This window comes from Chitinibacter sp. S2-10, from assembly GCF_046530675.1.
Classification (GTDB): Bacteria; Pseudomonadota; Gammaproteobacteria; order Burkholderiales; family Chitinibacteraceae; genus Chitinibacter.
Genome location: NZ_CP172558.1, coordinates 2,806,709 through 2,831,313, shown reverse-complemented (window position 1 = coordinate 2,831,313; position 24,605 = coordinate 2,806,709). Strand labels below are relative to the sequence as shown.

Here is a 24,605-nt window from a genome sequence, read left to right as displayed (position 1 = left end):
CTAGATCCAAGCCTTATTCGCCGGTTTTCCCGGTATTGATCAGACAACCCTGCTCGTCGCAAATCTGCCCCAGATGCGCGCCCTGGTCGTCGCGCTCGCTCAGCGCCCTTGAGGTCGCCAGCGCGCCGTCCAGATCAAAACCGGGGACAAAATCGAGCGTCGTCAACCGCGCTTCATACAGTGGCCGCATGCGCTTGATTGTGTCGAGCAGCGGATTGGCTGCGGTTTGCCCCAGTCCGCAATGACTCATTTTTTTGATGCAGTCGGCGGTTTCGGTAATGTCATTAAGTTCGCGTGCGCTGGCGTGACCCGCCACAATCTTGTCGATTGATTGCCGCAGCAATTGCGTGCCGATCCGGCATGGCGAGCAGAAACCGCACGATTCGCCGGCGAAAAAATGCGTGAAATTCTGTACCACGCGCAACATATCCCGGCTGCGGTTAAAGACCATAAACGAGCCGCCGGTCGAGAGGTCTTCAAAGCTGATATTGCGGCCAAATTCCAGCGGCGTGATGCACGTTCCCGATGGCCCGCCGACCTGTACTGCCTGGGTATCGGTCGCTCCGCAAGCATCAAGGACGGTCTGGACTGATACCCCGAATGGGTATTCATAAATGCCGGGGCGCGCGACATCGCCGCTGACTGAAAGCAATTTCGTTCCGGGTGAATGGCGTGTGCCGGATTCCAGAAACCAGCTCGCACCCTGCGTCGCGATCAGTGCCGTTTTGACGTAAGTCTCGACGTTATTGCAAATGCTGGGCTGATTCAGATAACCATGCGTCGCGGTGTAAGGCGGGCGAGTGCGCGGTACGGCGCGCTTGCCTTCCAGCGATTCGATCAGCGCGCTTTCTTCACCGGCGACGTAAGCGCCAGCGCCGAGATGGATTTCGATATCGAACGAAAAATCATGGCCGAGAATCTGGCTGCCCAGCAGGTGCTCGGCGCGGCGACGCGCCAGAATCGCCTGCAAATGCGGATACAGGAAAGTATATTCGGCGCGCAGATACAGAAAGCCTTTTTCCGCGCCGATCACGAATGCGCCCAGCGTCATGCCTTCGAATACTTCATCGGCAAAGCGCGTCAGTAAAGTACGGTCTTTGAACGTGCCCGGTTCACCTTCGTCGGCGTTGCAAATCACATAATGCGCTTTGCCCGGTGCATCGCGGCAAACTCGCCATTTGAGCGCAGTGCGAAACCCGGCACCGCCGCGGCCGCGCAGGCCGGACTGATCGATTTCTTTCAGAAAACGGTCTGCGCCCATTGTGAAAGCGGCTTGCAGTGCGCGCCCCGGCGTCTGGTGTGACGTCAGCACCGGTCCTGCGACGCGCAATGATTCTTCAACCTGAAACCAGCCTGATGGCCAGCTATCAATCGAGACCGCCGCGTTGATTTTGGCCGCAATCTCGATCACCAGTTCACGGCTCAAGCGGGTAATCGGTCGCCCATTGATCAACAGCGCCGGCCCCTGATCGCACAGGCCGGTGCATGAGGTGTAATCGACAAATACGCGGCCATCGGCGCGCGGTTTGCCACGCTCGACATTCAGTTGCTCGAGCAAGAGCTGCATCAGTGCTTCATTACCCAGCATCCGGTCAGTGATATTGTCCGATAAATACAGCCGGTATTGACCAAGTATGCCGGGTGACAGGAAATGATAAAACTCAACCACACCGTGAACTTGCGCGAGCGGCACATTAACCGCCTTGGCAATGTAATCGCGCAGCGGGGCGACAATGCCGCCGTATTCGTTTTGCAGCGCGATCAGGATTTGTACCAGCTGCAAAGGGTCGCGCCGGTGTGCGTCGAGCAGGGCATTGACGCGCTGGTAGTTAATGCTTGGTGACATTCCCGTACCCCCTATCCATCAAACTTTAGTGAAACCCAAGTCCTGAACCACAACACAACATCATCTACACAAATCGTCGGCCACAAGTTCCCCCCTTTTTTGAAGGGGGGCTAGGGGGGATTTCTGCAGTATTCGAGTGATTAGCTTGTTCAAACCGTGCAAAAATTCCCCTTAATCCCCCTTTTACAAAGGGGGAGACTACTGTGGTAGCCCGTCGATCTGTGGTTCTTAAACCACTTTTAAGGGGGCTGATTTGTGAAGATACTCATGCTCTGTGGTTCAAGGCATGGGTTTATCAGTAGAACTAACAAATCCTCGGTAAGGGTTCCCCCGCCAGCCAGTCCACCCGGCGGCAGCCGCCGAAGCGGGTTTTCATTTGTACTAATTGCAGCGGATCGTCTTGGACTTCACCAATCATCGCGCTGTATCGTCCCTGCGGATGATTACGCATCACGGTCAACAACTTTTCGACGTCATTGCCCGCGCAAATGACCAGCAGGCAGCCTTCATTGGCGACATACAGCGGATCGATGCCGAGCATTTCGCACGCGCTGGCGGCCAGCGGATCAACAGGAATAGCGTCTTCGATCAGCGTCATGCCGACTTGCGATTGCGCGGCGATTTCGTTCAGCGTCGTCGCGACGCCGCCGCGTGTCGGATCGCGCAGCGTATGAATTTCGCAGCCGCTGGCAAGCATCGCTGTGACCAGCCCATTAAGCGCTGCCGTATCGGATAAAATCGGCGCGCTGAAACTTAATCCTTCGCGCTGCGACATAATGGCCATGCCGTGCGCAGCGATTGGGCCGGATATTAAAATACGATCCCCATGTATTGCTCTGTGGCCGTTGATAGATATGTCCTCTGGCAAGATACCTATGCCTGTTGTCGAGATGTAGACCCCGTCGCAACGACCGCGTTCGACGACTTTGGTATCGCCGCACACAATCTGCACCCCAGCCTGTCTGGCGGCGGTGGCCATTGCTTCAACAATGCGACGCAAATCGGCCAGCGGCAGACCTTCTTCGAGGATGAAACTCGCGCTCAGATACAGTGGCGTCGCGCCCATCATCGCGACATCGTTGACCGTGCCGTTGACGGCGAGATCGCCGATATTGCCGCCGGGGAAAAACAGCGGCGAGACAACATGACCATCGGTGCTCATCACCAGTCGGCCAGATGCCGCGGGAAGCACAGCGCCATCGTCGCCGCCTTTGACGCTCGAGGCGAAAGCAGGGGCAAATAATTCGTCGACCAGTTGACGCGATAGCCGTCCGCCAGCGCCGTGCTGCATATCGATACGGCCAGCGCGAAAATCGAGACGGTGCAAATAGCGGGGGCGGGTGACGATCATGGTTGAGACTCCGTTTTCGCTTTCAATGCGGACTCCAGGTGCCGCCCATAGGCAAAGTGCGCCGCGCAAGCGCCTTCCGAACTGACCATACAAGCGCCCAGCGGATGCTCGGGGGTGCAGACGGTGGCAAACAGCTTGCAGTCTTTTGGTTTGAGCACGCCGCGCAAGATCGGCCCGCACTCGCAGGCTTTGTGATCGGGGACGCTGTGGTAATTCAGACCGAATTTCAGTTCGGCATCAAATGCGGCGTATTCGGGACGGATCGCCAGCGCGCTGTCGGCAATCTCGCCCAGTCCGCGCCATTCAAATGAAGTCCGCAAAGTGAAAACCTGCGCAACCAGCTGTTGCGCCTTGCGGTTGCCTTCGCGGGTGACGGCGCGGGTAAACTGGTTTTCAACCCGGGCAACGCCCGCGTTAATTTGCTCAATCAGCATCAGAATCGCCTGCATCACATCAAGCGGCTCGAAACCGGCGATGACGACGGGTTTGCGGTGCTGGCTGGCAAAAACGTCGTAAGGCTGGCTGCCGATCACGGTCGAGACGTGCGCCGGGCCGACAAAGCCATCAATCGCAACTTCGCCACTGGCCAAAATGGCGTGCATCGCAGCCGGAGTCAGGACGTGGTAACACAGCACGCTAAAGTTGGCGAGCCGCTCGCGGGCGGCCTGCAGGATGGCGACTGCCGTTGGCGGTGTCGTCGTTTCAAAACCGATGGCGAGAAAAACGACTTCGCGTTGCGGGTTTTGCCGCGCCAGATCGAGGGCATCGTCAACCGAATACACCATGCGGATGTCGGCGCCTTGCGCGCGTGCCCTGATCAGTGATTGTTGATTTGACGCCGGTACGCGCAATACATCGCCGTAGCTGGCCAGAATGACTTTTTGATCCAGTGCCAGCGCAATGGCTTCGTCGATCCGGCCAATCGGCAGCACGCAAACCGGGCAGCCCGGGCCGTGGATCATTTCGACATTGGCGGGCAATAAATCGAGCACGCCATAACGCGCCAGCGCATGCGTATGTCCGCCGCAAAACTCCATCAACCGGTAATGGCGGTCAGGCTGTGCGGCCTGATCAATGGCCTGCGCCAGCGCACGCGCCAGCTCGCCATCACGAAATTCGTCGACGTATTTCATAGTGCCGCCTTGAGAAGCTCGTTTTCCTGTGATTCGGCTAATTCGGCAAAGAGTTTCAACGTGGCCAGCGCCTCGCTTTCATCGAGCCGCGCCAACGCATAGCCGACGTGCAGGATCACGTAATCGCCGACGGCAATTTCATCGAGCAGGGCAAGCGAAATGCGCTTTTGCACACCGCCGAGCTCGGCAATACCAAAGCCGTCATCCGAGAGACTGATCACGCGTGCGGGCAGGGCTAGACACATATTGATTCCTCTGCATTTTTGTTATCGAGTTAGTTTTAAAAGTAGCGAGCGCCCGATATGCAATCACGGGATGCGCAGCACTTTTAAATCCCGTTCGTATACCCTGCCACCCATGCCTGTCCAACGCTTATTGCACCATCTCCCGGTGGCAATACCCCCGGTCTTAATACGGTCAGCCCCGCAGCTTGTGCGCGCTGGCTAATTCCTTCGTCAAGCCAGCGGTTCGCCCAGCAGCCGCCGCCAAAAGCAACGGTATTGATCTGGCGTTGTTGTGCAGTGCGAATCAGCCATTCGGATAAACCCGCCACCAACGTCGCGTGCAGCAGGCTGGCGCCATCAACTGCATTACTTTCATCGGCCAGACGTGCAAATAGCGGCAGAAAATCGAGGACATTGTTTTCATCAATCAGCCAGCCTTCCGGCATGGCTGCGCAAGGGACGGCAAGGCTTTCGAGCCTTTGCGCGGCTTCGGCTTCGTAATCCTGCTGCAGACAGACACCGAGCAAACCGGAGGCCGCATCAATCCAGCGCCCGAGACTGCTGGTTCGGGTATATGGCGCACCGGAGTCGAGCTGCAACTGCGTCAGCAGTTTGGCCGCAGGCTGTTCGGCAAAACGCGTGGTAATTTCCGACTGACGCCCCAACCGGGTCAGCACGGCAGTGGCCATCCGCCACGGTTCGCGGCTGGCCAGATCGCCGCCGGGCAGCAACAGTGTCGCCAGATGCCCGGCTCGTTCGCAGTGGGTGCGGTTGACGATCAACAGCTCGCCACCCCAGCTGGTGCCGTCGTTGCCATAGCCATAACCGTCGAGCGCCAGCCCCAGTACCTCGCCGTCAAAGCCATGTTCGGCCAGTACGGCGGCGATATGCGCATGATGGTGCTGAACTTGAATCAGTGGGGCTTGCAAAGCTTCGTCCAGCTGATCGGCGAGTAAGGTGCTAAACAGGTCCGGATGCAGATCGCAGGTGATTCTTTGCGGAGCGATGCCTAGTTTTTCCGGATACGATTGCGCCAGCTCGGCTAGTACGCGGCAACTTCGGGTATCGTCCAGATCGCCGATGTGCGTAGACAGATGGGCAAGACCGTTGGTACTTAGACAGAGGGTGCTTTTCAGCTCGGCGCCGAGCGCGAGCGTGCTGAATGGTTGCGGTGGGAATGACAAAGGCAAGGGCGCGTAACCACGGGCACGGCGCAGAAAGCAGGCGCTGCCGTCGCTGCGGACGCGCAGCACCGAATCATCGTTACGCGCGACGATAGGCCGGTTATTGATTAAAAAGGCATCGGCCAGATGTGCAAGCTGCTCTCGCGCTTGAGCGTCGTCAATGCAAACCGGCGCGCCGGATGGGTTGGCGCTGGTCATCACCAGCATCAGTTTTTGCGCTTGATCGAAGCAGTTCGCCGCATCGGGATGTTCGGCGGCGGCATTAAACAGCAGGTAGTGCATTGGCGTATAAGGCAGCATCACGCCCAGCGTGTTCAGCCCCGGTGCCAATGATTCGGGCAGGGTGCTGCTGGCTGCGCGCTGCAGCAGCACAATCGGGCGTTCCGGGCTTTGCAGCCAGCGTGCTTCATCGGCGCTGACGAGAACTTCATTGCTGAGCGAAGCCAGATTCGCTGTCATCAGCGCCAGCGGTTTGCGCGCGCGGGGTTTGTTCTCGCGTATCCGCTGGATGGCTGCTTCGTTGCGCGCATCGCAACACAGATGAAATCCACCGACGCCTTTGATTGCGACGATGGCACCGTGGCTGAGCAGCGCCAGCGTCGCGGCAATCGCGTAACCAGTCAGGATTTCGCCATGTTGCACATCGCAGGCAATCGACGCGCCGTTGGCCAGCTGCAAATCCAGCCTTGGGCCGCAATGCGGGCAGGCAATCGCTTCGGCATGGAAGCGCCGATCAGCCGGATTGGCATATTCGGCTGCGCACTGAGGACAGAGTGCGAAATCGCCCATGCTGGTGCTGCTGCGCGTGTATGGCAGATTCCGGGTGACGGTATAACGCGGCCCGCAGCAGGTGCAATGCGTAAAAGGGTAATGATAACGGCGGTTTTTGGCGTCAAATATGTCGCGCAGGCAATCAGCGCAAGGGGCTAAATCGGCTCCAATACTCGCACCTTTTCCTGTTGGCTGATTGTCCTGAATGATAAATTGTTCGCTTGCCGGAACGAGCGGAATTTCGCTTTCATCGAGCGAACGGATTTGCGCCGGAGCCGGGATATGTCGGATCTCCTGAATGAATTGCTGCAAGCGGGCAGCTTCGCCCTGCGCCTCGATACAAACACCTGCACCGGTATTGCAAACCCAGCCGCTCAATTGCAGTTGCGTCGCGGCGCGCCAGACGTAGGGACGAAACCCGACGCCTTGAACGATGCCCTGCACGGTGATGCGGATGCGTTGCATTAAACTGGTCTCTCTTAAGCCGTTGTTGGAATGGTGCGATAGCGTGGCTTTGCCGCTTGGCGATTGATTGCTTGCTGTTCGCGGGCTATCCACGCCAGCCATTGATCAATGCCGACACCGGTTTTGGCCGAAACTTGAATGATTTCGATGTCAGGATTAACGCACCTGGCGTAGTCGATGGCTTTGGCCAGATCAAAGTCCAGATGCGGAAGCAGATCGCATTTATTGAGCAGCATCAGCCGCGCAGCCTGAAACATATCGGGGTATTTGAGTGGTTTGTCTTCGCCTTCGGTCACCGATAAAACGGCCACTTTGGCCGCTTCGCCCAGATCAAAGGCTGCAGGGCAGACCAGATTGCCGACGTTTTCGATCAGCAGCAGCCCCTGCTGCGGCAGCGGCAATTTATCCAGTGCTTCGCGTATCATCCGTGCGTCCAGATGACAGCCTTTGCCGGTATTGATCTGGATCGCTGGTGCGCCGCTTGCTGCGATTCGTTCGGCGTCTAGGCTGGTTTGCTGATCGCCTTCGATCACTGCCAGCGGGATCTGCTGCTTTAAAGCCGCTATGGTCGCAACGAGCAGGCTGGTTTTGCCCGATCCGGGGCTGGATACCAGATTGAGAACCAGCGTTTTTGCGGCAATAAATTGTTGCCGCAATGCATTCGCTTCGCTGTTATTGGCCGCCAGAATGGCGGTTTCGACGTCAATGATGGCCGATTTCCGGGGTTGGGCTGGCTGGGTAACGGGCTGGGTAACGGGCTGGGAAAGAGGTTGAGTGATGGATTGAGTAATGGATTTAGCGCTGGATTTGGAGGCCGGTCTACGCAGTCCGACGATTGAATGTCCATGGGTATTGAAGCCACCGCAGCCGCAAGTCGTACACATATCAGAGCCCCCACAACAAAATGGCGCTGCTGGCGGCGAGCACGCTGGCGCTGATGATGCGGATTTTGGGCAGGCTGGATTTAAGCAGGCCAAATCCGCCCAGATGCAGTAATGCCGATGCTAATACCATACCGATGATAAATGACGACATTGTGCTATTGGCCGAAATTTCCACGCCATGCGCCGTGCCGTGCAGCAGCCCGGACACGCCAATTAATGCGATAAGCGAAATGGGCGGCAAGTGGCGGCAAGATGCGAGGGCTATGCCTAAAACGCCAACAGATACTGCTATCAAGTATTCGATTGAAGATAACGGTATTATTGAGATAGGGCTATATACCCCTATGACCAAACTAGCCAAAAATGTTGCAATCAAGCCAGTTTGCAGTTTGATACCCGACTGGCTGGCCGCCAGCATCCCCACCGCCAGCATCGCTAGCCAATGATCTGTACCCAGCCAAGGATGGGCAAAACCGCTTAATAGACCAAACGCATGGCCTTGCGGGTGAGCGTAGGCAAGCGCGGGAAAGCAGAATGGAATCAGGCGGGAAAATTTCATCGTTTACTCCGGGATCGGCGAGCTGTTTTGCAAACCTTCAATCGCTGCGACGACCATGCTGGTACCGGCGATCATCGTATGGCGAAAGCTGCCACACGCGGGGCAGGGGTCGTACAGCGTTTGCATTGCATATTCGGTATGGCATTGATTGCAGCGACCCATGGCTGCTTCGGTTTCGATTTCCAGCCGGGCGGTTGATCCTGCTTGCGACAGCGCGCACTCAAGGGCAAAACGCAAAGCATCGCAATCGATGCTGGCCAGCTCACCAATTCGCAAGCGAATCAAATCGACACGCACCAGTTGCTGTGCGTGCTGTTCGGTAATCTGCAAAACCTGCTGGGCTAAAGCGGCTTCGTGCATAAGGATATTTCGGGATAAATATCCAAACACTATGGATGGGTTTTTGCCTGCTTGTGAAAGTGATTTGCGACTTTATTGCGTTAAATCAGACTTTGACGCGTCAATTTTGCTCGGGAGATTGCAGGCGAAAAAAAGCCCCGCGAGTGCGGGGCTTGGCGATTAATGACGGTTTAAACCTTGACGCAATCGACAAAATATCGCGTGCCGGTGTCGGTTTTCTCGGCCACCAGACCATGTGTATACGTCTCAAAGCCCGGGAATTTGCCGTTAAACGCGCGAACAAATTTCAGGTAGTCAACGATGGTTTTGTTAAACACTTCGCCCGGTACCAACAGCGGAATGCCAGGTGGGTAAGGGGTCAACATCACGGCGGTAATGCGGCCTTCGAGTTCGTCGAGCGCGACGCGTTCGATTTCCTTGTGCGCCATCTTGGCGAACGCTTTTGACGGCTTCATCGCCGGTACGATGCCTGACAAATACATTTCGGTCGTCAGTTTGGCCACATTGTTTTCGCGATAAATGCCGTGGATCTGCTGGCACAAATCGCGCAAGCCGATGCGCTCGTATTGCGGGAATTGCACGATGAATTCCGGCAATACGCGCCAGAGCGGTGCATTTTTGTCGTAGTCGTCTTTAAACTGCTGCAGCGCCGTGACCATTGTGTTCCAGCGGCCTTTGGTAATGCCGATCGTGAACATGATAAAGAACGAGTACAGGCCAGTTTTTTCGATCACAACACCGTGTTCAGCCAGATACTTCGCGACAATCGCCGCTGGAATACCCTGATCGGTGAAGTCGCCATCGACGTTCAGCCCCGGCGTTAAAATCGTCGCCTTGATCGGATCGAGCAGGTTAAAGCCTTCGGCAATATCGCCAAAGCCATGCCAGTTTTCACCGGCTTTGAGCATCCACGCATCACGATGATCCAGACCTTCATCGGTCAAATCATCTGGTCCCCACACCTTGAACCACCAGTCGCTGCCGTATTCTTCATCCACTTTGCGCATCGCGCGGCGGAACTCGAGCGCTTCGGCGAGTGATTCTTCCACCAGTGCCGTACCGCCCGGCGCTTCCATCATCGCCGCGGCCACGTCACACGACGCAATAATCGCGTACTGCGGGCTGGTTGACGTGTGCATCAGATAGGCTTCGTTGAAAATATCGCGGTCGAGCTTGTTGTCGGTCGCATCTTGCACGAGAATTTGCGACGCCTGCGAAATACCGGCGAGCAATTTATGCGTCGATTGCGTCGAGAAAATCATTGAGTCTTTACAACGTGGGCGGTCTTCGCCAATCGCGTGGTAGTCGCCGTAGAAGTCGTGGAATGCCGCGTGCGGCAACCAGGCTTCGTCAAAGTGCAGCGTTTCAATCACACCATCCAAGAGGCCTTTAATTTCTTCGACGTTGTACAGCACACCATCGTAAGTTGATTGCGTAATCGTCAACACACGTGGCTTGATGTCCGGATTTTCGGCCAGCTTTTCGCGGCAGAACGGATTGGCCAACATTTTCTGGCGGATTGATTCCGGCTCGAATTCAGAGCGCGGAATCGGGCCGATAATGCCGTAGTGATTGCGCGTTGGCATCAGGAAAATTGGTACTGCGCCGGTCATCATGATCGCGTGCAAAATTGATTTGTGGCAGTTGCGATCGACGACGACGATGTCGCCCGGCGCTACGGTCGAGTTCCAAACGATTTTGTTCGATGTAGACGTGCCGTTGGTGACGAAATACAAATGATCGGCATTAAAAATACGCGCGGCATTGCGCTCAGACGCTGCCACCGGGCCGGTGTGATCGAGCAACTGGCCGAGTTCTTCTACCGCGTTACAGACGTCGGCACGCAGCATGTTTTCGCCAAAAAACTGGTGGAACATCTGACCCACAGGTGATTTCAAAAACGCCACGCCACCGGAGTGCCCCGGGCAGTGCCATGAGTACGAGCCATCTTGTGCATAATTGGTCAGCGCGCGGAAGAACGGTGGCGCGAGGCTATCGAGGTAGGATTTGGCTTCGCGAATAATGTGTCGAGCAACAAACTCGGGGGTATCTTCGTGCATGTGAATAAAACCGTGCAGCTCACGCAATACGTCATTGGGTATATGACGCGCGGTGCGGGTTTCACCATACAGATAGATTGGAATATCCGGGTTGCGGCGGCGGATTTCGGCGACGAAATGACGCAAGTGTTCCAGCGCGTCTTTGGTTTCTTCAGCCGAGCCACCGCCAAATTCTTCGTCGTCAATCGACAGGATAAAACCACACGCCCGGCTTTGCTGCTGGGCAAATGAAGTCAGGTCACCGTAGCTGGTGTAGCCCACCACATCCGTACCCTCGGCCTCAATCGCCGCCGCCAATTCACGGATACCGGAACCGCTGGTATTTTCCGAGCGGAAGTCTTCGTCAATGATGACGAGGGGGAAGTAAAAGCGCATGGTGAGTCCTTCTTGACGCTGAAAAAAAACTGCCACTGATCCTATCCGGATTAGTGGCTTGGGTGAATTTCCGCATAGTTTACCGTGTATTGGCGGCAAAGATATGGATTTTTGTTGCGGATTTTTCCGCTTGCTTGCTTAGTTGGGGAGGATCAATACATAGGCCTGATGAGTCTGTGAACCTTGGGCGTTATTCCAGCTGACTGTGGCATCGACCCGGTAAATGAACTTCTGGGTACCGGTATTGCTGCTGGTCGTTGATGAGGTGATTTGCCATGTTGTCGTATAGCTTGCTGCGCCAATTTGGGTCGCTGTAGCCGTGCCGGTCGATGGCGAGAGCAGTGAACCATTGCAACTGCTTGAACACGTCGTAGCCAGGCTGCTCAAAGTGGTTTGATTTAGCGAGCGGTAATAGTCGATGACCCGTTGCGCCAGACTTTGCGCTTGGGCTCGTTCTGCCGAGAGTGCTGCTGACTGGAACAATTGACCCTGAAATTTGGAGAGCGCCAGTATGCCGCCACTTAAAACGATCAGGGCAATCATAACCTCGACAATTGAAAAGCCCGCAAATTTATTTTTATTGGAGTGACGCAACATCAGAAGTCCCTCCAGGTCTGGGTGAGTTTGCCGCCCGAACTGGATACTGGCGGGAATTTAAACTGATTGATCCAAGATTGATTGGACTCAACGTTCAATGAAACTTCATTGCGTAAATTGCCTTCAGTGGCAAACATGCCGGCAAGAGTGATTGAGCCATAGAGATTGGCGTTACCACGGACAAAAAACAAGCCGTAAAGCTGGAGTGCTCCCATACCCGTAGAGACATTCAAATCGCCACCAACAATGACGGTAACTGGATTGTTGGTGCTTGATTCTTGCCATCCGGGGCCTCGATAAAAGTTTTGTGGACAACTACCTGCCCCCCATCCGCCATTATCAGATAAGGACAATGTTAAGTTCCCGGTAATCCAGAGTACACGCTGGCTACTGGCAGTGGCAGCGGCGATTTCCGCGCAAAGGTTGGTTCCGGTTGCATTCCCGGAAAATGTACGGGTACTGCTGTCTCCCTGTATTGCTGCAGGATTATTACCGAAGTAATTGGTGAAATATGAATCGGTTGCCGTATTGACCCCGTTTACCTTGACGCCATTTTGCTGTGGGGTTTGTGCGCCAACACCACCGGGATATGGGCAATTGGTCGCATTGCTGTCGCAGCTTTGCAAATCATAATTTGGCGGCGTGGGTTTACCTGCTCCGCCATTACCTCCGCCATCAACGACATTTGCATCACCCATCGCAACCCCGCATTTACCGGATGGGGCAAAGCCGTTGACCGAGGAATTGTTCACCATGGTGACTGTCTGATTGACTTCAACTGCACAGCGAGATTGCCCATTGACATTGACGTCAACGCTGACCACAGCCTCGGCAAATGCGCTAGAACTTGCGGGACAAACTTCATCGGCGCAGCCGCGGCTGAATACGCGTACCCGGCCACCACCGAGATCGACCAGATAAATTGAGTAGCTGAGCAACTGGTTTGAGCCTGTTGGCGCAGTAAGTGTGACACCGGAAAAATTCTGGCCGCTGGCATTGGCCGATAACAGGGAGTTGGTGAATTCATGATAAGTGCCACTGCTACTGCTGTTCAGATAGCCTTTGCTATTTAACACTGAAGTTGCGTTGCCGTAAGCCGTGTTTACTCCGGTGTAAGCTCCTGCAGTACCTGTCATATAGGCGGCAGGCACCCCTGAATTGGCATCCAACAATTTGGCAACAAACAAATCCAGTCCGGACTGTGCCGCATCGAATGCCATTGCGCGTTTTAGCTGGTTGGTTGCCGTTTTTTGTTCGAGCAGAGCCGAGCGGTTGCTGAATACCATCATGATGGTGGCGATCATCAGAATGACAATCGTGACCAGCAGAGTGGCAATACCGCGCTGACGGGGTGTAATGATAAACATGGCTAATTTCATTTTTTTGAGGCTAGAAGGCAGCATCGATTGCCTGAATGTTGGTTAAATCGACGACGACCGTATAGGTATTGTTGACATTGGTATCTTTCGGGCTGCTGCCGCTAAACGTGATTTCCAGCGAGTTACCTTGCCGTTCAATTGTTCGGGATCCTGCCATTGCATCATTGGTCAACACGGTGGCAACACCGGTACTGCTGACCTGCTCGAGCGTCATGGTGGTATCGGTGATGGTTTTGATTTTGGCCTGGACAAAATTATTGGCCGATGCAAAACCATACAGGCTGACCAGATCACCTTCCTTGAAGCCATCCGTAATAAACGAGTTGCTGCCACTACCGCTGCTTGGCCTAGTTATGATATTGCCACTATTTGCCGCCGACATACTGATTGAACCGGTTGTATTGGGCGGTTTCATCGCAATATCGAAACTCGTAATTTTAACAATCCCGTCAGTGGCCGTGCTCGATGATGGGCTGGAAGTCAGTGGCCGCCAGGTGCCATTAGTCGTGTTGCTGGTGCTGACGTTGCTTGGACAGGTTTTATCATTACTGGTATTGAACGTAGCCCCTGCGGTTTTCATCCACAAAGTGCCTTTGTTATCCAGTAAGAAACCGAAGCTGTTGGTGCTGGCAGTATTGCTTGGTGTGTTGTAGTAATACAGTACGCAATCGAAGTGCGTAGTTGCTGTTTGCTGGCGCTTGAGCAATAAAGTCCCCACCGCACTGTTGCCATTGCCCGCATAACCGGCACGTCGCAATTCCCTTTGGATCAGGTCGGACACCATGCGCAATTCCTGCTGCACTTTGCTGTACACCATCAGGTCGCGAACGGAGCTCATATTGCTCAGAAAGAAGCTGAATGCAGCGCTTAGCAATAGTAAGCCGATGACCATTGAAATCATCAGCTCAATCAATGTAAAGCCGGATATTTTTTTATTGTGCATCGCTTTAGCATCCATTTGGGTAACCGCCCGCAAAGGTGCTGCCGCTCGGTGAGCAAAGAGTTGCGCGACCAGTAACTGATAGAACCAGATGCAGTTGTTTGCCCGATGCGTTTTCCAGCTGCAATGTCTGGTCATTGCTTAATACGGCTGAAGTGCTGGTATCGAAAGGAATACTCCGGATCGGGTCGAAGCCCACACTGCTAAAATTGCCGCTGGTACCTGTGGTGCCGCCCAGGCTTAGCGCGACATCGACGCCCTTCGATAATGTGATCTGGCTTGAGATGTCCTGCCGCTTTAGCTCGCAATAATTGTTTGTGGCTGCGTTGGTGAGCGTACAGTTGCAAGCGCTGGTTTTTGCGGTCAGCCCGTAACATTGCTGAGAGCCGGTTTTGACGGTCAGCAGCACTGGTCTGTTATTGCGTATTGTTTCGCTACGGGCAAATTGAATGTCCCTTTGCAACTCTTCGGCCACAGAGACCAGTCTGGCGCGATTGATGTACTGAATCATGCTGGGAACAGCAACGGTGGCCAAAATGGCAAGCACTGCGATAGTGACCATTAGCTCTATCAGGCTAAGGCCACTTTGTTTGGATACCGTCACTTACTTGCTCCAGCAATTGCCTGTGCTAGGCAGATAAGTGGTGTTGCCGTTAAGTGTGCCAACCGACAGGGTTGTGCATCCGGTGTCTGATGCTTGCGCTTTTCCAGAGACTGCGGTGGCAACAACGCAATAGCTGGTGCCCGTCACTGACCCAGTACAGGCAGTGCCATTAAAACCGGTGATAGACAATGTGTAATAACCATTTTCCGTATCCGAGGAAATACCTAAATTTGTTAATGAACCATAGCTGGTGTTATTAGCACGCCATTTTTCCTGTGCTTGCTGGATTTTTGAAATAGCAACGGTTGCGTCAGTACGACGACTTTTCTTGACATATTGGTTATAAGACGGCAGCGCAATCGCCGCCAAAATCCCGATGATGGCAACGACGATCATCAATTCGATCAGGGTAAAACCTTGTTGAGTCTGTTTCATTTTGCTCATCCTCTTCGTGTATTTTCTGATTTTTCGCCCATCCTAAGGTTTTACCTTACAAGCGGCAAGTGATGTGCTTGATAGGCGGCGGGGCGGTTTGTGTAAACAGATAAACGGTTGATATATTAGATATTTATTATATATCGCTAATCTTGCAATTTCTGGTGTGCTGCTCGGCCTAGCCGGTCATGAACGGCTAGCCATTGCATATCAAGCGGCGGCAGTTCGAGCAACAATGCGTCAAAGCCGCCCAAATCATATTGCCTTAAGGTCGCGTACAGTGCTTGTGCATAATTGTCCGCGCTTTGCGGCATCGTGTGTGAATGAACTGCCGGCCAGTCGCTCGGCGGCTCGATCATCGTCTGGTAATTCAAGAGCGCCAGTTTTTGTCCGCTGCGCGTATCGGCTTCGGCTCGCAATGCAGCCAGACTGCCGGTAATCAAAGTCGTACGCGGCGCGTAGTGTGAGTCGAGCAGGCCGGAGACTCGCTGCTGGGCGCTATGGCTGTTGGTGTGATGTTCGAGTGCATGGCCGAGTACGCTTTCGATGGCTTCACGCGATACGCCGCCCGGACGCAGCAGTTTGGGCGTATCGCCAACCAGACTGACGATGGTCGATTCAACGCCGACTTCGCAGGCGCCGCCGTCCAGTACCAGTTGTAATACTTCAGGCGAAAATTCGCTGCGCACATGCGCTGCCGTAGTTGGGCTGACGTGGCCGAACTGGTTGGCACTTGGGGCTGCCAGCCCGCCGCCAAAAGCTTGCAATAATTGCTGCGTAATCGGATGAGCCGGCGCGCGCAGCCCGACCGTATTCTGACCGCCGGTCACGGCATTGGAGACATGCGGCTGTTTTTCCAGAATCAGCGTCAAAGGCCCCGGCCAGAAATGCTCGGCGAGCAAATACGCTTCGTCGGGAATATTCTGCGCCCACGCGGCCAGTTGTTCCGATCCGGCGATATGCACGATGACCGGATGGTCTGCAGGTCGGCCTTTGGCTGCAAAAATTTTAGCGACGGCTTCGGGCTGGCTGGCGTCAGCTGCCAGACCGTAGACGGTTTCGGTCGGAATCCCGACCAGCTCGCCAGCGCGCAGCAGCGCGAGCGCCTGATCAATCGAGTTCTGATCCGGGGGCGTTGAACTGGTCTGGCTTGAACTTGCTTGGGTTTGACTCATGGTGGACAGCTAAGAAGCGGGAAGGCGACGATTATACCATTGTGTGGTGCAGCGCCAGCCAACGCGCGTCGATTGAACAGCTCGCTACCCGGTGGCGAGTCTGCGCCGGAATCAGCAGGCAGTCACCCGCTGTGAGCGCAATGATTTCGTCTGCAAATTGCAATTGCGCGCTGCCACTGAGCAGCAATACCCATTCATCTTCAGCCTGCTCGTACCAGAAATCCGCAGCTGAGGCGTGCGCGCTGGAAATGATGTGTTCGAGTTTAAATGCCGGATGATTCAGCAAGGGAATAAAACACTCGGCCGTACTATCCGGCGGTGGCGAGGTCAACAGGTTCAGCAGGGGCGGCGTTTTCATAGATACAGCATCGCACGCCCGACTTGCGTGGCAGTCGCGGCATCCTTGAGCTGGCTGACCAGCTCGAGCGCAAACAGCGCTGCGGTGGCAGGGCCGCGCGATGTGGTGATCAGCCCGTCGCTCACCACATTGAATGCGCTGATTCTGGCACCCCCTTCGATCAGCGTTGTTTCGCAGCCGGGAAAGCATGTTGCCTGTTTCTCGTTTAGCAGGCCGATTTTTGCCAGCACCATCGGCGCGGCGCAAATGGCCGCAACGCGTTTACCTGCCGCGACCTGTGCGTGCAGACGGGCATGCAGTTCGGTATTGGTGAGCATCGCCTGCGTTCCGGGCCCGCCACCGGGCAAGATAATCATGTCAGGTGTTTGTTCGGCAACATGGTGAAATGGCACATCGGCGTGAACCGCGATGCCATGTGTGCCATGAATTTGCGTTCCTGCGGTGAGTGAAACGAGCAATGTCTCAATCCCGGCGCGGCGCAGCACATCAACAATCGTGATCATTTCGACTTCTTCAAAACCGGGGGCGACATAAAGATGGACGGTCATTTTATTTCTCCATTGGGGTATGTATGGCTATAGCTTTATAGCATTTGCTTGGCGTTAAATACCCTAGGCCTGTATTTTTGCAAAGTAGGATGCCGTTACATGAGTTAAGTTTAGGCAATAAAAAACCTGATTAGGTAGCCACTTCAGCAAACCCTCATTTCGTCATTCCGGCGAAAGCCGGAATCCAGCGGCGGCGCTGGTTTGAACTGCGCTCTGGGTACCGGCTTTCGCCGGCACGACGATTTGCTGAGATAGCGACCTAATCAGGATAAAAAATGGCTCGCGAGAGGCGAGCCATTTTTGAGTAGATGACTGGAGCGCGATCAGCTTTCCAGTGCCAGCAACTCAGCCACAGTTTGGCGGCGACGAATCTGGCGGATTTCATCACCATCAATCATCACTTCGGCAATCAGCGGACGGGTATTGTAATTGCTCGACATGCTCGCGCCGTAAGCGCCGGTATCGTGCAACACGACCCAGTCGCCGACTTCGCAGGTGGGCAAATCGCGCGGCGTCACCACGCCACCTTCTTCCTGCGTAAATACGTCACCCGATTCGCACAATGGGCCGGCGAGCACGGTGCCGCGTGTTCCACCGCCAGCGACCGAGCCATCGGCACGCAAGACGCTGACTTCGTGGTAGCTGCCATACATCGCCGGGCGCATCAGGTCAGAAAAGCCTGCGTCAACCAGCACAAAATGATTGCTGCCCACGTCTTTCTTGGCGCGCACTTCGGTAATGAGCTTGCCGCTTTCAGCAACGAGGAAACGGCCCGGTTCGATTTCGAGGTGAACGGCGTGGCCTAGATGCGCAGCAATTTCATTGCGTGCCGCGTCCCACAGGCTGAAATAATGCGCGGTGTCGATGGTTTCGCCGCCAACGCGATAGGGAATCGACAAACCGCCGCCCGCTGAAATCGCCTGGATGTCGCGGCCGGATTCTTTCACCTGAGCCACCATCGCCGCGCAGACTTCCTGCAAATGGCTGTAATCCACGCCCGAGCCAATATGCATATGCAGGCCGACGAGTTCCAAGTTGTATTGGCTAATCAGCGCCAGCGCTTCAGGGATTTGCTCATGCCAGATACCGTGCTTGCTTTGCTCGCCGCCGGTATTGGTTTTCTGGCTATGGCCGTGGCCAAAACCGGGATTCACGCGCAACCAGACCCGGTGGCCGGGATGCGCTTGACCGAGCTGCTCGAGCATTTGCGGGCTGCCGCAATTGACTTGAATATCGAGCTCAACGACGCGCGCCAAAGTCGCTCTATCTAATAAATCAGCGGTAAACACAATATCGTCGCTACCTGCTCCGGTAGCAAAACCCGCCGCCACCGCGCGCTCGATTTCGCCGAGCGACACCGAATCGACTTTCACGCCTTGCTCGCGCATCAGACGCAGGATATGGATATTCGAGTTGGCTTTTTGCGCAAAACGGATCGTGTCGAACATTTTGAGCTGGCCGATGCGCTCGCGGATTGTTGCTGCGTCGTAAGTCCAGACCGGAGTACCAAATTGCTGCGCGATTTGCGCGATTTGTTTGCCGTTGACGGGTTTCATTGCGTTTCCTGAAGTATTTGATTGCAATTGTGATGGTGCTATTCAATCAGAGCGCGCAAACATGGTAAAACGATAAATTCTTGCCCCACTGCAATTCGGCTTATGTTCGATTACAAACTTTTAGAAGCGCTCGATATGGTGTTGCGTTGCGGCAGTTTTGACGCGGCGGCCAAACGACTGCATTTAACGCCATCAGCGATTTCGCAGCGTATCCGCCAGCTAGAAGAGCGGCATGGCGAAGTGTTGTTGCGGCGTGAAAACCCGCTGTCTGTGACCGCAAGTGGTGAAAAATTGCTGGCGCATGTGCGGCAAGTTCGCGCTTTGGAGGCCGAGCTGGGCGAGCTTATCGCTCAAACCAATCAGTCCGCCGACTGGGTCACGCTGCGCGTTGGTGTTAATGCCGACAGTCTGGTACTGGGGCTGATCAGCGCGCTGTCGCCCTTGCTCGCGCAGCAACGCTTGCTGCTCGAATGCGTCGTCGACGATGAAGCGTATACGCTTGATTTGTTGCGTTCTGGCGAAGTATCTGGATGTATTAGCACGCAGGCTAATCCAGTCGCTGGTTGCGGGGTATTACCACTGGGTAGTATGCAATACATCGGCGTTGCTACACCGGGTTTTGTTGCGCAGTATTTTTCAGGTGCGATGAGTGACGAGTCACTTAAAAAATCGTTTGCTAACGCACCCGCCGCTGTATTTGGCCATAAAGAAAGCCTGCATCGTCGCTTGTTGCGCGAGCGCTGGAGCTTGCTCGAAGGGCAATACCCTTGCTATGTCATTCCTGAAAGCAATGCCTTGTACGCCGCTGCGCGATCTGGCATTGCCTACGCAGTCGTTCCGCGCCAGCAGGCTGCGAGCGCGCTGGCCAGTGGGGAGCTGGTCGACATCACCGCACTGGCAGAAAGTGTCGAGCTGTACTGGCACCATTGGGCGCGCCAGACGCGGCCAGCGCAATTATTCAGTCAGGCGCTGCAAGATTTTGCTAGGCAGCAATTAATCCCATCATAAAGATGAAAAACACGAACCACAGAGACACAGAGGCACAGAGAAAACCGCTAAGTTTAATCAGCTCAGTGGCAGTTTTTGACCTTTGAGCTTTTCCTCGGCGTCTCTGTGGTGAAAGATTTTGATTTTAATTATGAGTGACGCAATGAATCACGAACCACTGATTGTTTTTCTCGACGCCGAAACGCTGCCTGTTCCGCTGAAATCGATGAGCACGCCGCACCGCTGGCAGTCTTACCCGCACACTGCACCGGAGCAGCTTGTCGAGCGGCTGCAAGGCGCGAGCGTCGTGATTAGCAATAAAGTCGCGATGACGCGCGAGATGATTGCTGCTCTGCCTGATCTCAAACTGATCGCCGTCGCTGCGACGGGTTACAACAATATCGATCTGGCCGCTGCGCGCGAATATACGGTAGGGGTGTGTAACATCCGGGATTATGCTGTGCATGGCGTAGCGGAACATACCCTTATGTTGATGCTGACGCTGCGGCGTCAATTGCTGGCCTACCGCACTCGTCTGAACGTCGGCGAATGGCAGAAGGCTAAAGGTTTCTGTCTGTTTGAAGAGCCGCTGCATGATCTGGCTGGCAGCCGGATGGCGCTGATCGGTTCGGGCGCGCTCGGGCAGGCGACAGCCAAACTCGCACAAGCTTTCGGCATGCAGACTTACTTTGTCGAACGCAAAGGTGCAGCAACAGTCCGCGCAGGGTATTTAAGCTGGGATGAAGCGATGGCTACTGCCGATGTGATCAGCCTGCACTGCCCGCTGAACGAGCAAACCCGTGGCATGATTGCTGCGGTGGAATTGGCGCAAATGAAGCGCAGCGCGATTGTGATCAACACCGCGCGCGGCGGTCTGGTCGACGAAGCTGCGCTGCTTTCTGCTTTGCGTGCCGGACAAATCGCCGGGGCAGGGTTAGACGTTCTGCACACCGAGCCACCACGTGACGGCAATCCATTGCTCGACGCTGATTGGCCTAACCTGATTATCACGCCACACATTGCATGGGCGAGCGTCGAGACTATGCAGACGCTGGCCGATCAACTGATCGACAATATCGACGGCTTTTTGCAGGGCAAACCGCAAAATCTGCTGTGAATTCCAGTTTTTAATCCATGTCTTGCTGCTGACTTGCAAGAGGGAGCTGCCGGTCTTTTTGCCACTGTGCGATCCGGCGGAATAGCCAGCTTTGGGCTTGCTCTTCACCAGAGCGGATATAGTCGAGCAGCCCGATACTCTCTTGTACCGCATCATGTGCGATCCGCGCATGATGATTGCCGACAAAAAGCAGCTGATCGCCAAATTGCAGCAGCGTATTGCCATCGGGCAAGAGCGTATCTTGCCCTGCATGGCGGTGCAGTAAAGCGAGGCAATGCAGCGTATTGCCATGGTTGAGCGCGTCATGCGTGTAATGGGCAATTCGCAGTGGGGGCGTGGGTTGAGCCAGCATCGCATGCACCGCCGAGACATTGTGCGCGTTAAACTGGATGCGCCAAATCTCCGGTACTTTGCCGTGACACAGCTCAAGCAGAAGGGGCAGCAGGCTTTGCGCCCATTCTTCGTTTTGCTGCTGGATCAGCGCCATGGCATCGGCCAATAGCGGGTTTTCCATTGCGCGCAGGCATTCATGCGCGATGATTTCGGCGCGGATCGACGTGATATTGGGTTTGAAGGCTTCAAACAGCAGGTGATTGTGCGTCAGGTTTTGCCGCGCCACGGTAAACAGCGCCGGATTGATTTCACGTGCGGTCGCCAGTGCCGACAGATTATTGGCGTCGTGATCATGGCTGACCAGCAAACCGACTGCGCGCTCGATCCCAGCTCGTTTGAGCGAGATGGCATCGACGCCGAGTGCGAGGGTAAATTCGCTCTCGGTAAGGTCGGCCTGTGGCTCGGGATCTATCACGCTGACTGAGCAGCCTGCCGCCAATAGTGATTTGTGTACCGCAGTGCCAAATCGCCCATAACCAACGATCACCCAGTGACCAATCGGCGGGCTGGGTTCTTCGGTGATCAGCTTGCCGGGAAAGTCGGCCAGAATATCGCAAACCCGTGAAACCATCGGCTGCTGCAAGCGGCGGCTGAATTTGCGCCCCACGATTTCAAACAGATTGATGACCTTATTGGTGCCAAACGAGGCCATGTTTTGCGCGACAGCCTGATTCCGGCTGCGGCAGATCGACAGCAGCTTGGGAAGCAAAACGTAGGCGCTGATCGCAATCGCCAGATTGGTTTCTTCATTGCCGGTAATGCCCAGAATGCCGATGCAGTGCTTGTGTTCGATACCGGCAATTTTCAGGATTTCGGGGTTACCTGCGTCTCCGGCAAAGCTGGGCACATCAAATCGGAAATCTGCCAGTGCAATTTCATTAACGCGTTCAGAACGCAATTCAACGATAACAAAGCGGATGTCCAGATCATCAAGTACCTTGCACAGCAACCGGGCAGTCTGCCCGTAGCCGCAAATCAGATAAAAAGGCTCGCTCATTCGCTGCACCTTGTTGCGAAAACGCGCCTGCGCAATCGCCTTGCGCAGCGATTCATCACGCATCAGGCCGAAAATCGAGCCTATCGTATACGCCCAGCCGGTGACGGCCAGATAGATACAGCACAAGACCCACAACCTTTGCTGATAGGTGAAGGGATTGGGAATTTCGCCAAAGCCGATCGAAGTGGCGGTGTAGCTGATGAAATAAAACGCGTGGAAAAAATCAATATGGTAGGGCTGGCCATTGGCATCAACACCGGGAATCAGCACCAGCCCCAGCACGGCGATGCCGTAAATGGCAATCAGCGTCACCATCGGCGCCCGCAAGCGCCGCAGCATCAGGAAAAATATGCCGTCCATAATCAGCGACGATGTTGCAGCGTTTCACCGATCAGCAGCACTACCGACACCAGATTGGCGGCCAGCGCACCAGCGGCGAAAGAGACCACCATTGAGGTGACGGCCGGGGTCATTCCCACGCCGGAGACATACACCGCATGCCCCCAGACTAGTGATGCGGTGATCAGCTGCAAATCGGCGACCAGACTGGTCGCCAGATGCAGCGCACCGACTTGCGTGCGGTCGCCAAATTTCAGCGCGGTCGCAATAAAATTGATCACGATAGCCGAGAACAGCTCGAAAACATCGTGCTGGTGCGGCACGTCAATTTCACCCAGCACAAAACCGAAATTAAGCGTAAATGCCAGCAGGATAAAAAAACCGAAAATTACTTTTTCAATATTCATGACCGGGCTCGCTGGTGAAATAAAGACTGCATAGTTTGGATTGTGGTTTAGCCCAAAGGTGAGTTCAAGTGGCTTGTGATTGGGGAAAAAGTATTGTGAGGTTTGAGTTCACCCTGCGTGTGTACTGACTTTGCGTGGGCATCGCGCCACACCAGTCCACAGTCCGCGTGCATAAGAAAATGTATAGCTTGTGGGTAAGCGGCCTAAGTCGCTGTTGAAGCAGTCTTTTCTTGAACTGATTAAATATGGGTCTATCCTGCCGGTTTTTCATTGTTTATCCCCGGCTCAGGCGGATAGTTGCTGGGGTAAGATGTGGATAAGCCCACTAAGTCATTGTTTAGTGAGTACTTTTGCAGGCTGATTAATTTTTTGGCAGTTTCTGAGAGTGAATCGACCTGCGGGGCGTTTTTTTTGCCGGATTTTGCAAGTCGGTAGCCATCAACAAGCCGTTATCGCGACTATCCACGGCAACCGTGGATAAACAGCGCTGATGGATGTGGACAAGAGCGCTAAGTCCTTGATCGGAATAGCCTGCTCTAGATTGCTGCAAAAAGCAGCAGCCATAAGTAGACCAGCAAAAGTTTTCCAGCATCGTTACCTCGCCTTGTCGTACTACTTGTACTGCCTGCGGCTTCGGTGCCTTGCTGGACGGGGTGGCCTCAGGCCAAAACTTTTGCACGGGTATTTGCAATCTATCCCCGCTGCAGATCGGTTAAATGGTGGGCAAGCTGTGGATAGGTGTTCCAAGTAACTGTTTTTATTTGAAATTGATGGCTTGATTAAAAAATAATCAATCCGCTCGTCCGTAAAAGTGAAACGCCTATCGCGACCATCATAATGGCGATCAGCGTATCGAGGATGCGCCAGGCCACCGGTTTGGCAAATAGCGGTGCCAGTTTGCTGGCGCCAAAGCCGAGCGAAACAAACCAGAGCGTCGAAAAACTAACTGCACCAAGGACAAAAGCCGGCTGATTGCTGGGCGCCTGTTGCGCGCCAATTGAGCCAACCAGTACGACGGTATCGAGAATGGCGTGCGGATTAAGCAGCGAAAAGCCCAGCGCAGCCAAAACGACGCTACGCGCCGTGCTGCGCTTGGTCAGATCGTTTAGTTGCAGGCTGGCCGGGCGCAGTGCTTTTTGCAGCGATTGCCAGCCAAACCAGAAAACAAAAGCGGCTCCGGCCAGTGCCATCCATTGTTGCAGTTGCGGGAGTGATTGCAGGATTTTCCCCATGCCGAAAACCCCGGCCGACATCAGCAGAAAATCACAGCCGATGCACGTCGCGACGGCGATCAGCAAATTCTGGCGGGCAATTCCCTGCCGCAAAATAAAGGCGTTTTGCGCGCCAATGGCCATGATCAGGCTCGCGCACAATGCCATTCCCTGCAAGAAAACACTGCTATTCATTTCGCATCCTTCTATCAGTGCTGAACTCAACACGCTGCTTTGTCTGGCGGCAGTCTGCGGCTTGCGTGAGTGTCTATTGATTGTGAGCGATATTGTGAGCAACACGGCTTGCTAAATAAAGAATATTTAATTTATCTTGATAACACTTAAAAATA

The 24,605-nt window shown here is 54.7% G+C and carries 23 protein-coding genes; 2 read left to right on the top strand and 21 right to left on the bottom strand.

Annotated features, from left to right (window positions below; translation table 11 throughout):
- Nucleotides 1-13: 13 nt before the first annotated feature.
- From ACG2XO_RS13310 to lysA, 18 genes are all read right to left on the bottom strand, one after another.
- Nucleotides 14-1,846: an NAD(P)H-dependent oxidoreductase subunit E gene (locus tag ACG2XO_RS13310; RefSeq protein ID WP_410498476.1), complete on the bottom strand. Its 1,833-nt coding sequence runs from the start codon at nt 1,844-1,846 to the stop codon at nt 14-16.
- 304 nt (nt 1,847-2,150) lie between these two features.
- On the bottom strand, nt 2,151-3,197 hold the full coding sequence (gene hypE, locus ACG2XO_RS13305; RefSeq protein ID WP_410498475.1) for a hydrogenase expression/formation protein HypE: 1,047 nt from the start codon (nt 3,195-3,197) through the stop codon (nt 2,151-2,153).
- Entirely contained in the window at nt 3,194-4,330 is a 1,137-nt protein-coding gene (gene hypD / locus ACG2XO_RS13300) for a hydrogenase formation protein HypD (protein WP_410498474.1), read from the bottom strand. The genes hypE and hypD overlap by 4 nt, the downstream gene beginning before the upstream one ends.
- The gene (locus tag ACG2XO_RS13295) at nt 4,327-4,575 is read right to left on the bottom strand and encodes a HypC/HybG/HupF family hydrogenase formation chaperone (protein ID WP_410498473.1); all 249 of its coding nucleotides are present in this window, start codon (nt 4,573-4,575) and stop codon (nt 4,327-4,329) included. The genes hypD and ACG2XO_RS13295 overlap by 4 nt, the downstream gene beginning before the upstream one ends.
- An 83-nt stretch (nt 4,576-4,658) precedes the next feature.
- Complete coding sequence (gene hypF / locus ACG2XO_RS13290) at nt 4,659-6,974, bottom strand: carbamoyltransferase HypF (protein WP_410498472.1); 2,316 nt, start codon at nt 6,972-6,974, stop codon at nt 4,659-4,661.
- A gap of 14 nt (nt 6,975-6,988) precedes the next feature.
- Entirely contained in the window at nt 6,989-7,858 is an 870-nt protein-coding gene (hypB, locus tag ACG2XO_RS13285) for a hydrogenase nickel incorporation protein HypB (RefSeq protein WP_410498471.1), read from the bottom strand.
- 1 nt (nt 7,859) lies between these two features.
- On the bottom strand, nt 7,860-8,417 hold the full coding sequence (locus ACG2XO_RS13280) for a HupE/UreJ family protein (RefSeq protein WP_410498470.1): 558 nt from the start codon (nt 8,415-8,417) through the stop codon (nt 7,860-7,862).
- A gap of 3 nt (nt 8,418-8,420) precedes the next feature.
- Complete coding sequence (locus ACG2XO_RS13275) at nt 8,421-8,777, bottom strand: hydrogenase maturation nickel metallochaperone HypA (RefSeq protein ID WP_410498469.1); 357 nt, start codon at nt 8,775-8,777, stop codon at nt 8,421-8,423.
- A gap of 170 nt (nt 8,778-8,947) precedes the next feature.
- Nucleotides 8,948-11,212 carry an Orn/Lys/Arg decarboxylase N-terminal domain-containing protein gene (locus tag ACG2XO_RS13270; protein WP_410500264.1) on the bottom strand — a complete coding sequence of 755 codons (2,265 nt, stop codon included), beginning with the start codon at nt 11,210-11,212 and terminating at the stop codon, nt 8,948-8,950.
- Nucleotides 11,213-11,350: 138 nt separating this feature from the next.
- Complete coding sequence (locus ACG2XO_RS13265) at nt 11,351-11,809, bottom strand: hypothetical protein (RefSeq protein ID WP_410498468.1); 459 nt, start codon at nt 11,807-11,809, stop codon at nt 11,351-11,353.
- Nucleotides 11,809-13,176 (bottom strand): PilX N-terminal domain-containing pilus assembly protein, encoded by a 1,368-nt coding sequence (locus ACG2XO_RS13260; RefSeq protein WP_410498467.1) that lies wholly within the window; start codon nt 13,174-13,176, stop codon nt 11,809-11,811. The genes ACG2XO_RS13265 and ACG2XO_RS13260 overlap by 1 nt, the downstream gene beginning before the upstream one ends.
- Before the next feature lie 22 nt (nt 13,177-13,198).
- On the bottom strand, nt 13,199-14,146 hold the full coding sequence (locus ACG2XO_RS13255) for a PilW family protein (RefSeq protein WP_410498466.1): 948 nt from the start codon (nt 14,144-14,146) through the stop codon (nt 13,199-13,201).
- Entirely contained in the window at nt 14,136-14,732 is a 597-nt protein-coding gene (locus ACG2XO_RS13250; protein WP_410498465.1) for a Tfp pilus assembly protein FimT/FimU, read from the bottom strand. Before ACG2XO_RS13250 ends, ACG2XO_RS13255 begins: the two co-directional genes overlap by 11 nt.
- Entirely contained in the window at nt 14,733-15,167 is a 435-nt protein-coding gene (locus tag ACG2XO_RS13245; RefSeq protein ID WP_410498464.1) for a type IV pilin protein, read from the bottom strand.
- A gap of 146 nt (nt 15,168-15,313) precedes the next feature.
- Entirely contained in the window at nt 15,314-16,342 is a 1,029-nt protein-coding gene (locus ACG2XO_RS13240) for an L-threonylcarbamoyladenylate synthase (protein ID WP_410498463.1), read from the bottom strand.
- A gap of 31 nt (nt 16,343-16,373) precedes the next feature.
- Nucleotides 16,374-16,700 (bottom strand): cupin domain-containing protein, encoded by a 327-nt coding sequence (locus ACG2XO_RS13235; RefSeq protein WP_410498462.1) that lies wholly within the window; start codon nt 16,698-16,700, stop codon nt 16,374-16,376.
- Nucleotides 16,697-17,248, bottom strand: coding sequence for a DJ-1 family glyoxalase III (locus ACG2XO_RS13230; protein ID WP_410498461.1), 552 nt, complete (start codon nt 17,246-17,248; stop codon nt 16,697-16,699). Before ACG2XO_RS13230 ends, ACG2XO_RS13235 begins: the two co-directional genes overlap by 4 nt.
- A 323-nt stretch (nt 17,249-17,571) precedes the next feature.
- Nucleotides 17,572-18,804, bottom strand: a complete 1,233-nt coding sequence (gene lysA / locus ACG2XO_RS13225; protein WP_410498460.1) for a diaminopimelate decarboxylase — start codon at nt 18,802-18,804, stop codon at nt 17,572-17,574.
- Between the two features lie 102 nt (nt 18,805-18,906).
- On the opposite strand from lysA, the gene ACG2XO_RS13220 reads away from it, so the two are divergent.
- Together ACG2XO_RS13220 and ACG2XO_RS13215 are read left to right on the top strand one after the other, a co-directional pair.
- A complete protein-coding gene (locus ACG2XO_RS13220; protein WP_410498459.1) occupies nt 18,907-19,812 on the top strand; it encodes a LysR family transcriptional regulator ArgP in 906 nt (301 codons plus the stop codon).
- Between the two features lie 142 nt (nt 19,813-19,954).
- Nucleotides 19,955-20,908 carry a D-2-hydroxyacid dehydrogenase gene (locus ACG2XO_RS13215; protein WP_410498458.1) on the top strand — a complete coding sequence of 318 codons (954 nt, stop codon included), beginning with the start codon at nt 19,955-19,957 and terminating at the stop codon, nt 20,906-20,908.
- A gap of 10 nt (nt 20,909-20,918) precedes the next feature.
- Here ACG2XO_RS13215 and ACG2XO_RS13210 read toward each other — a convergent pair whose 3' ends face one another.
- From ACG2XO_RS13210 to ACG2XO_RS13200, 3 genes are all read right to left on the bottom strand, one after another.
- Nucleotides 20,919-22,658: an NAD-binding protein gene (locus ACG2XO_RS13210; protein WP_410498457.1), complete on the bottom strand. Its 1,740-nt coding sequence runs from the start codon at nt 22,656-22,658 to the stop codon at nt 20,919-20,921.
- Nucleotides 22,659-22,660: 2 nt separating this feature from the next.
- Nucleotides 22,661-23,044, bottom strand: a complete 384-nt coding sequence (locus ACG2XO_RS13205) for a DUF6394 family protein (RefSeq protein ID WP_410498456.1) — start codon at nt 23,042-23,044, stop codon at nt 22,661-22,663.
- Between the two features lie 779 nt (nt 23,045-23,823).
- Nucleotides 23,824-24,450, bottom strand: coding sequence for a LysE/ArgO family amino acid transporter (locus tag ACG2XO_RS13200; RefSeq protein ID WP_410498455.1), 627 nt, complete (start codon nt 24,448-24,450; stop codon nt 23,824-23,826).
- Between the last annotated feature and the right edge of the window lie 155 nt (nt 24,451-24,605).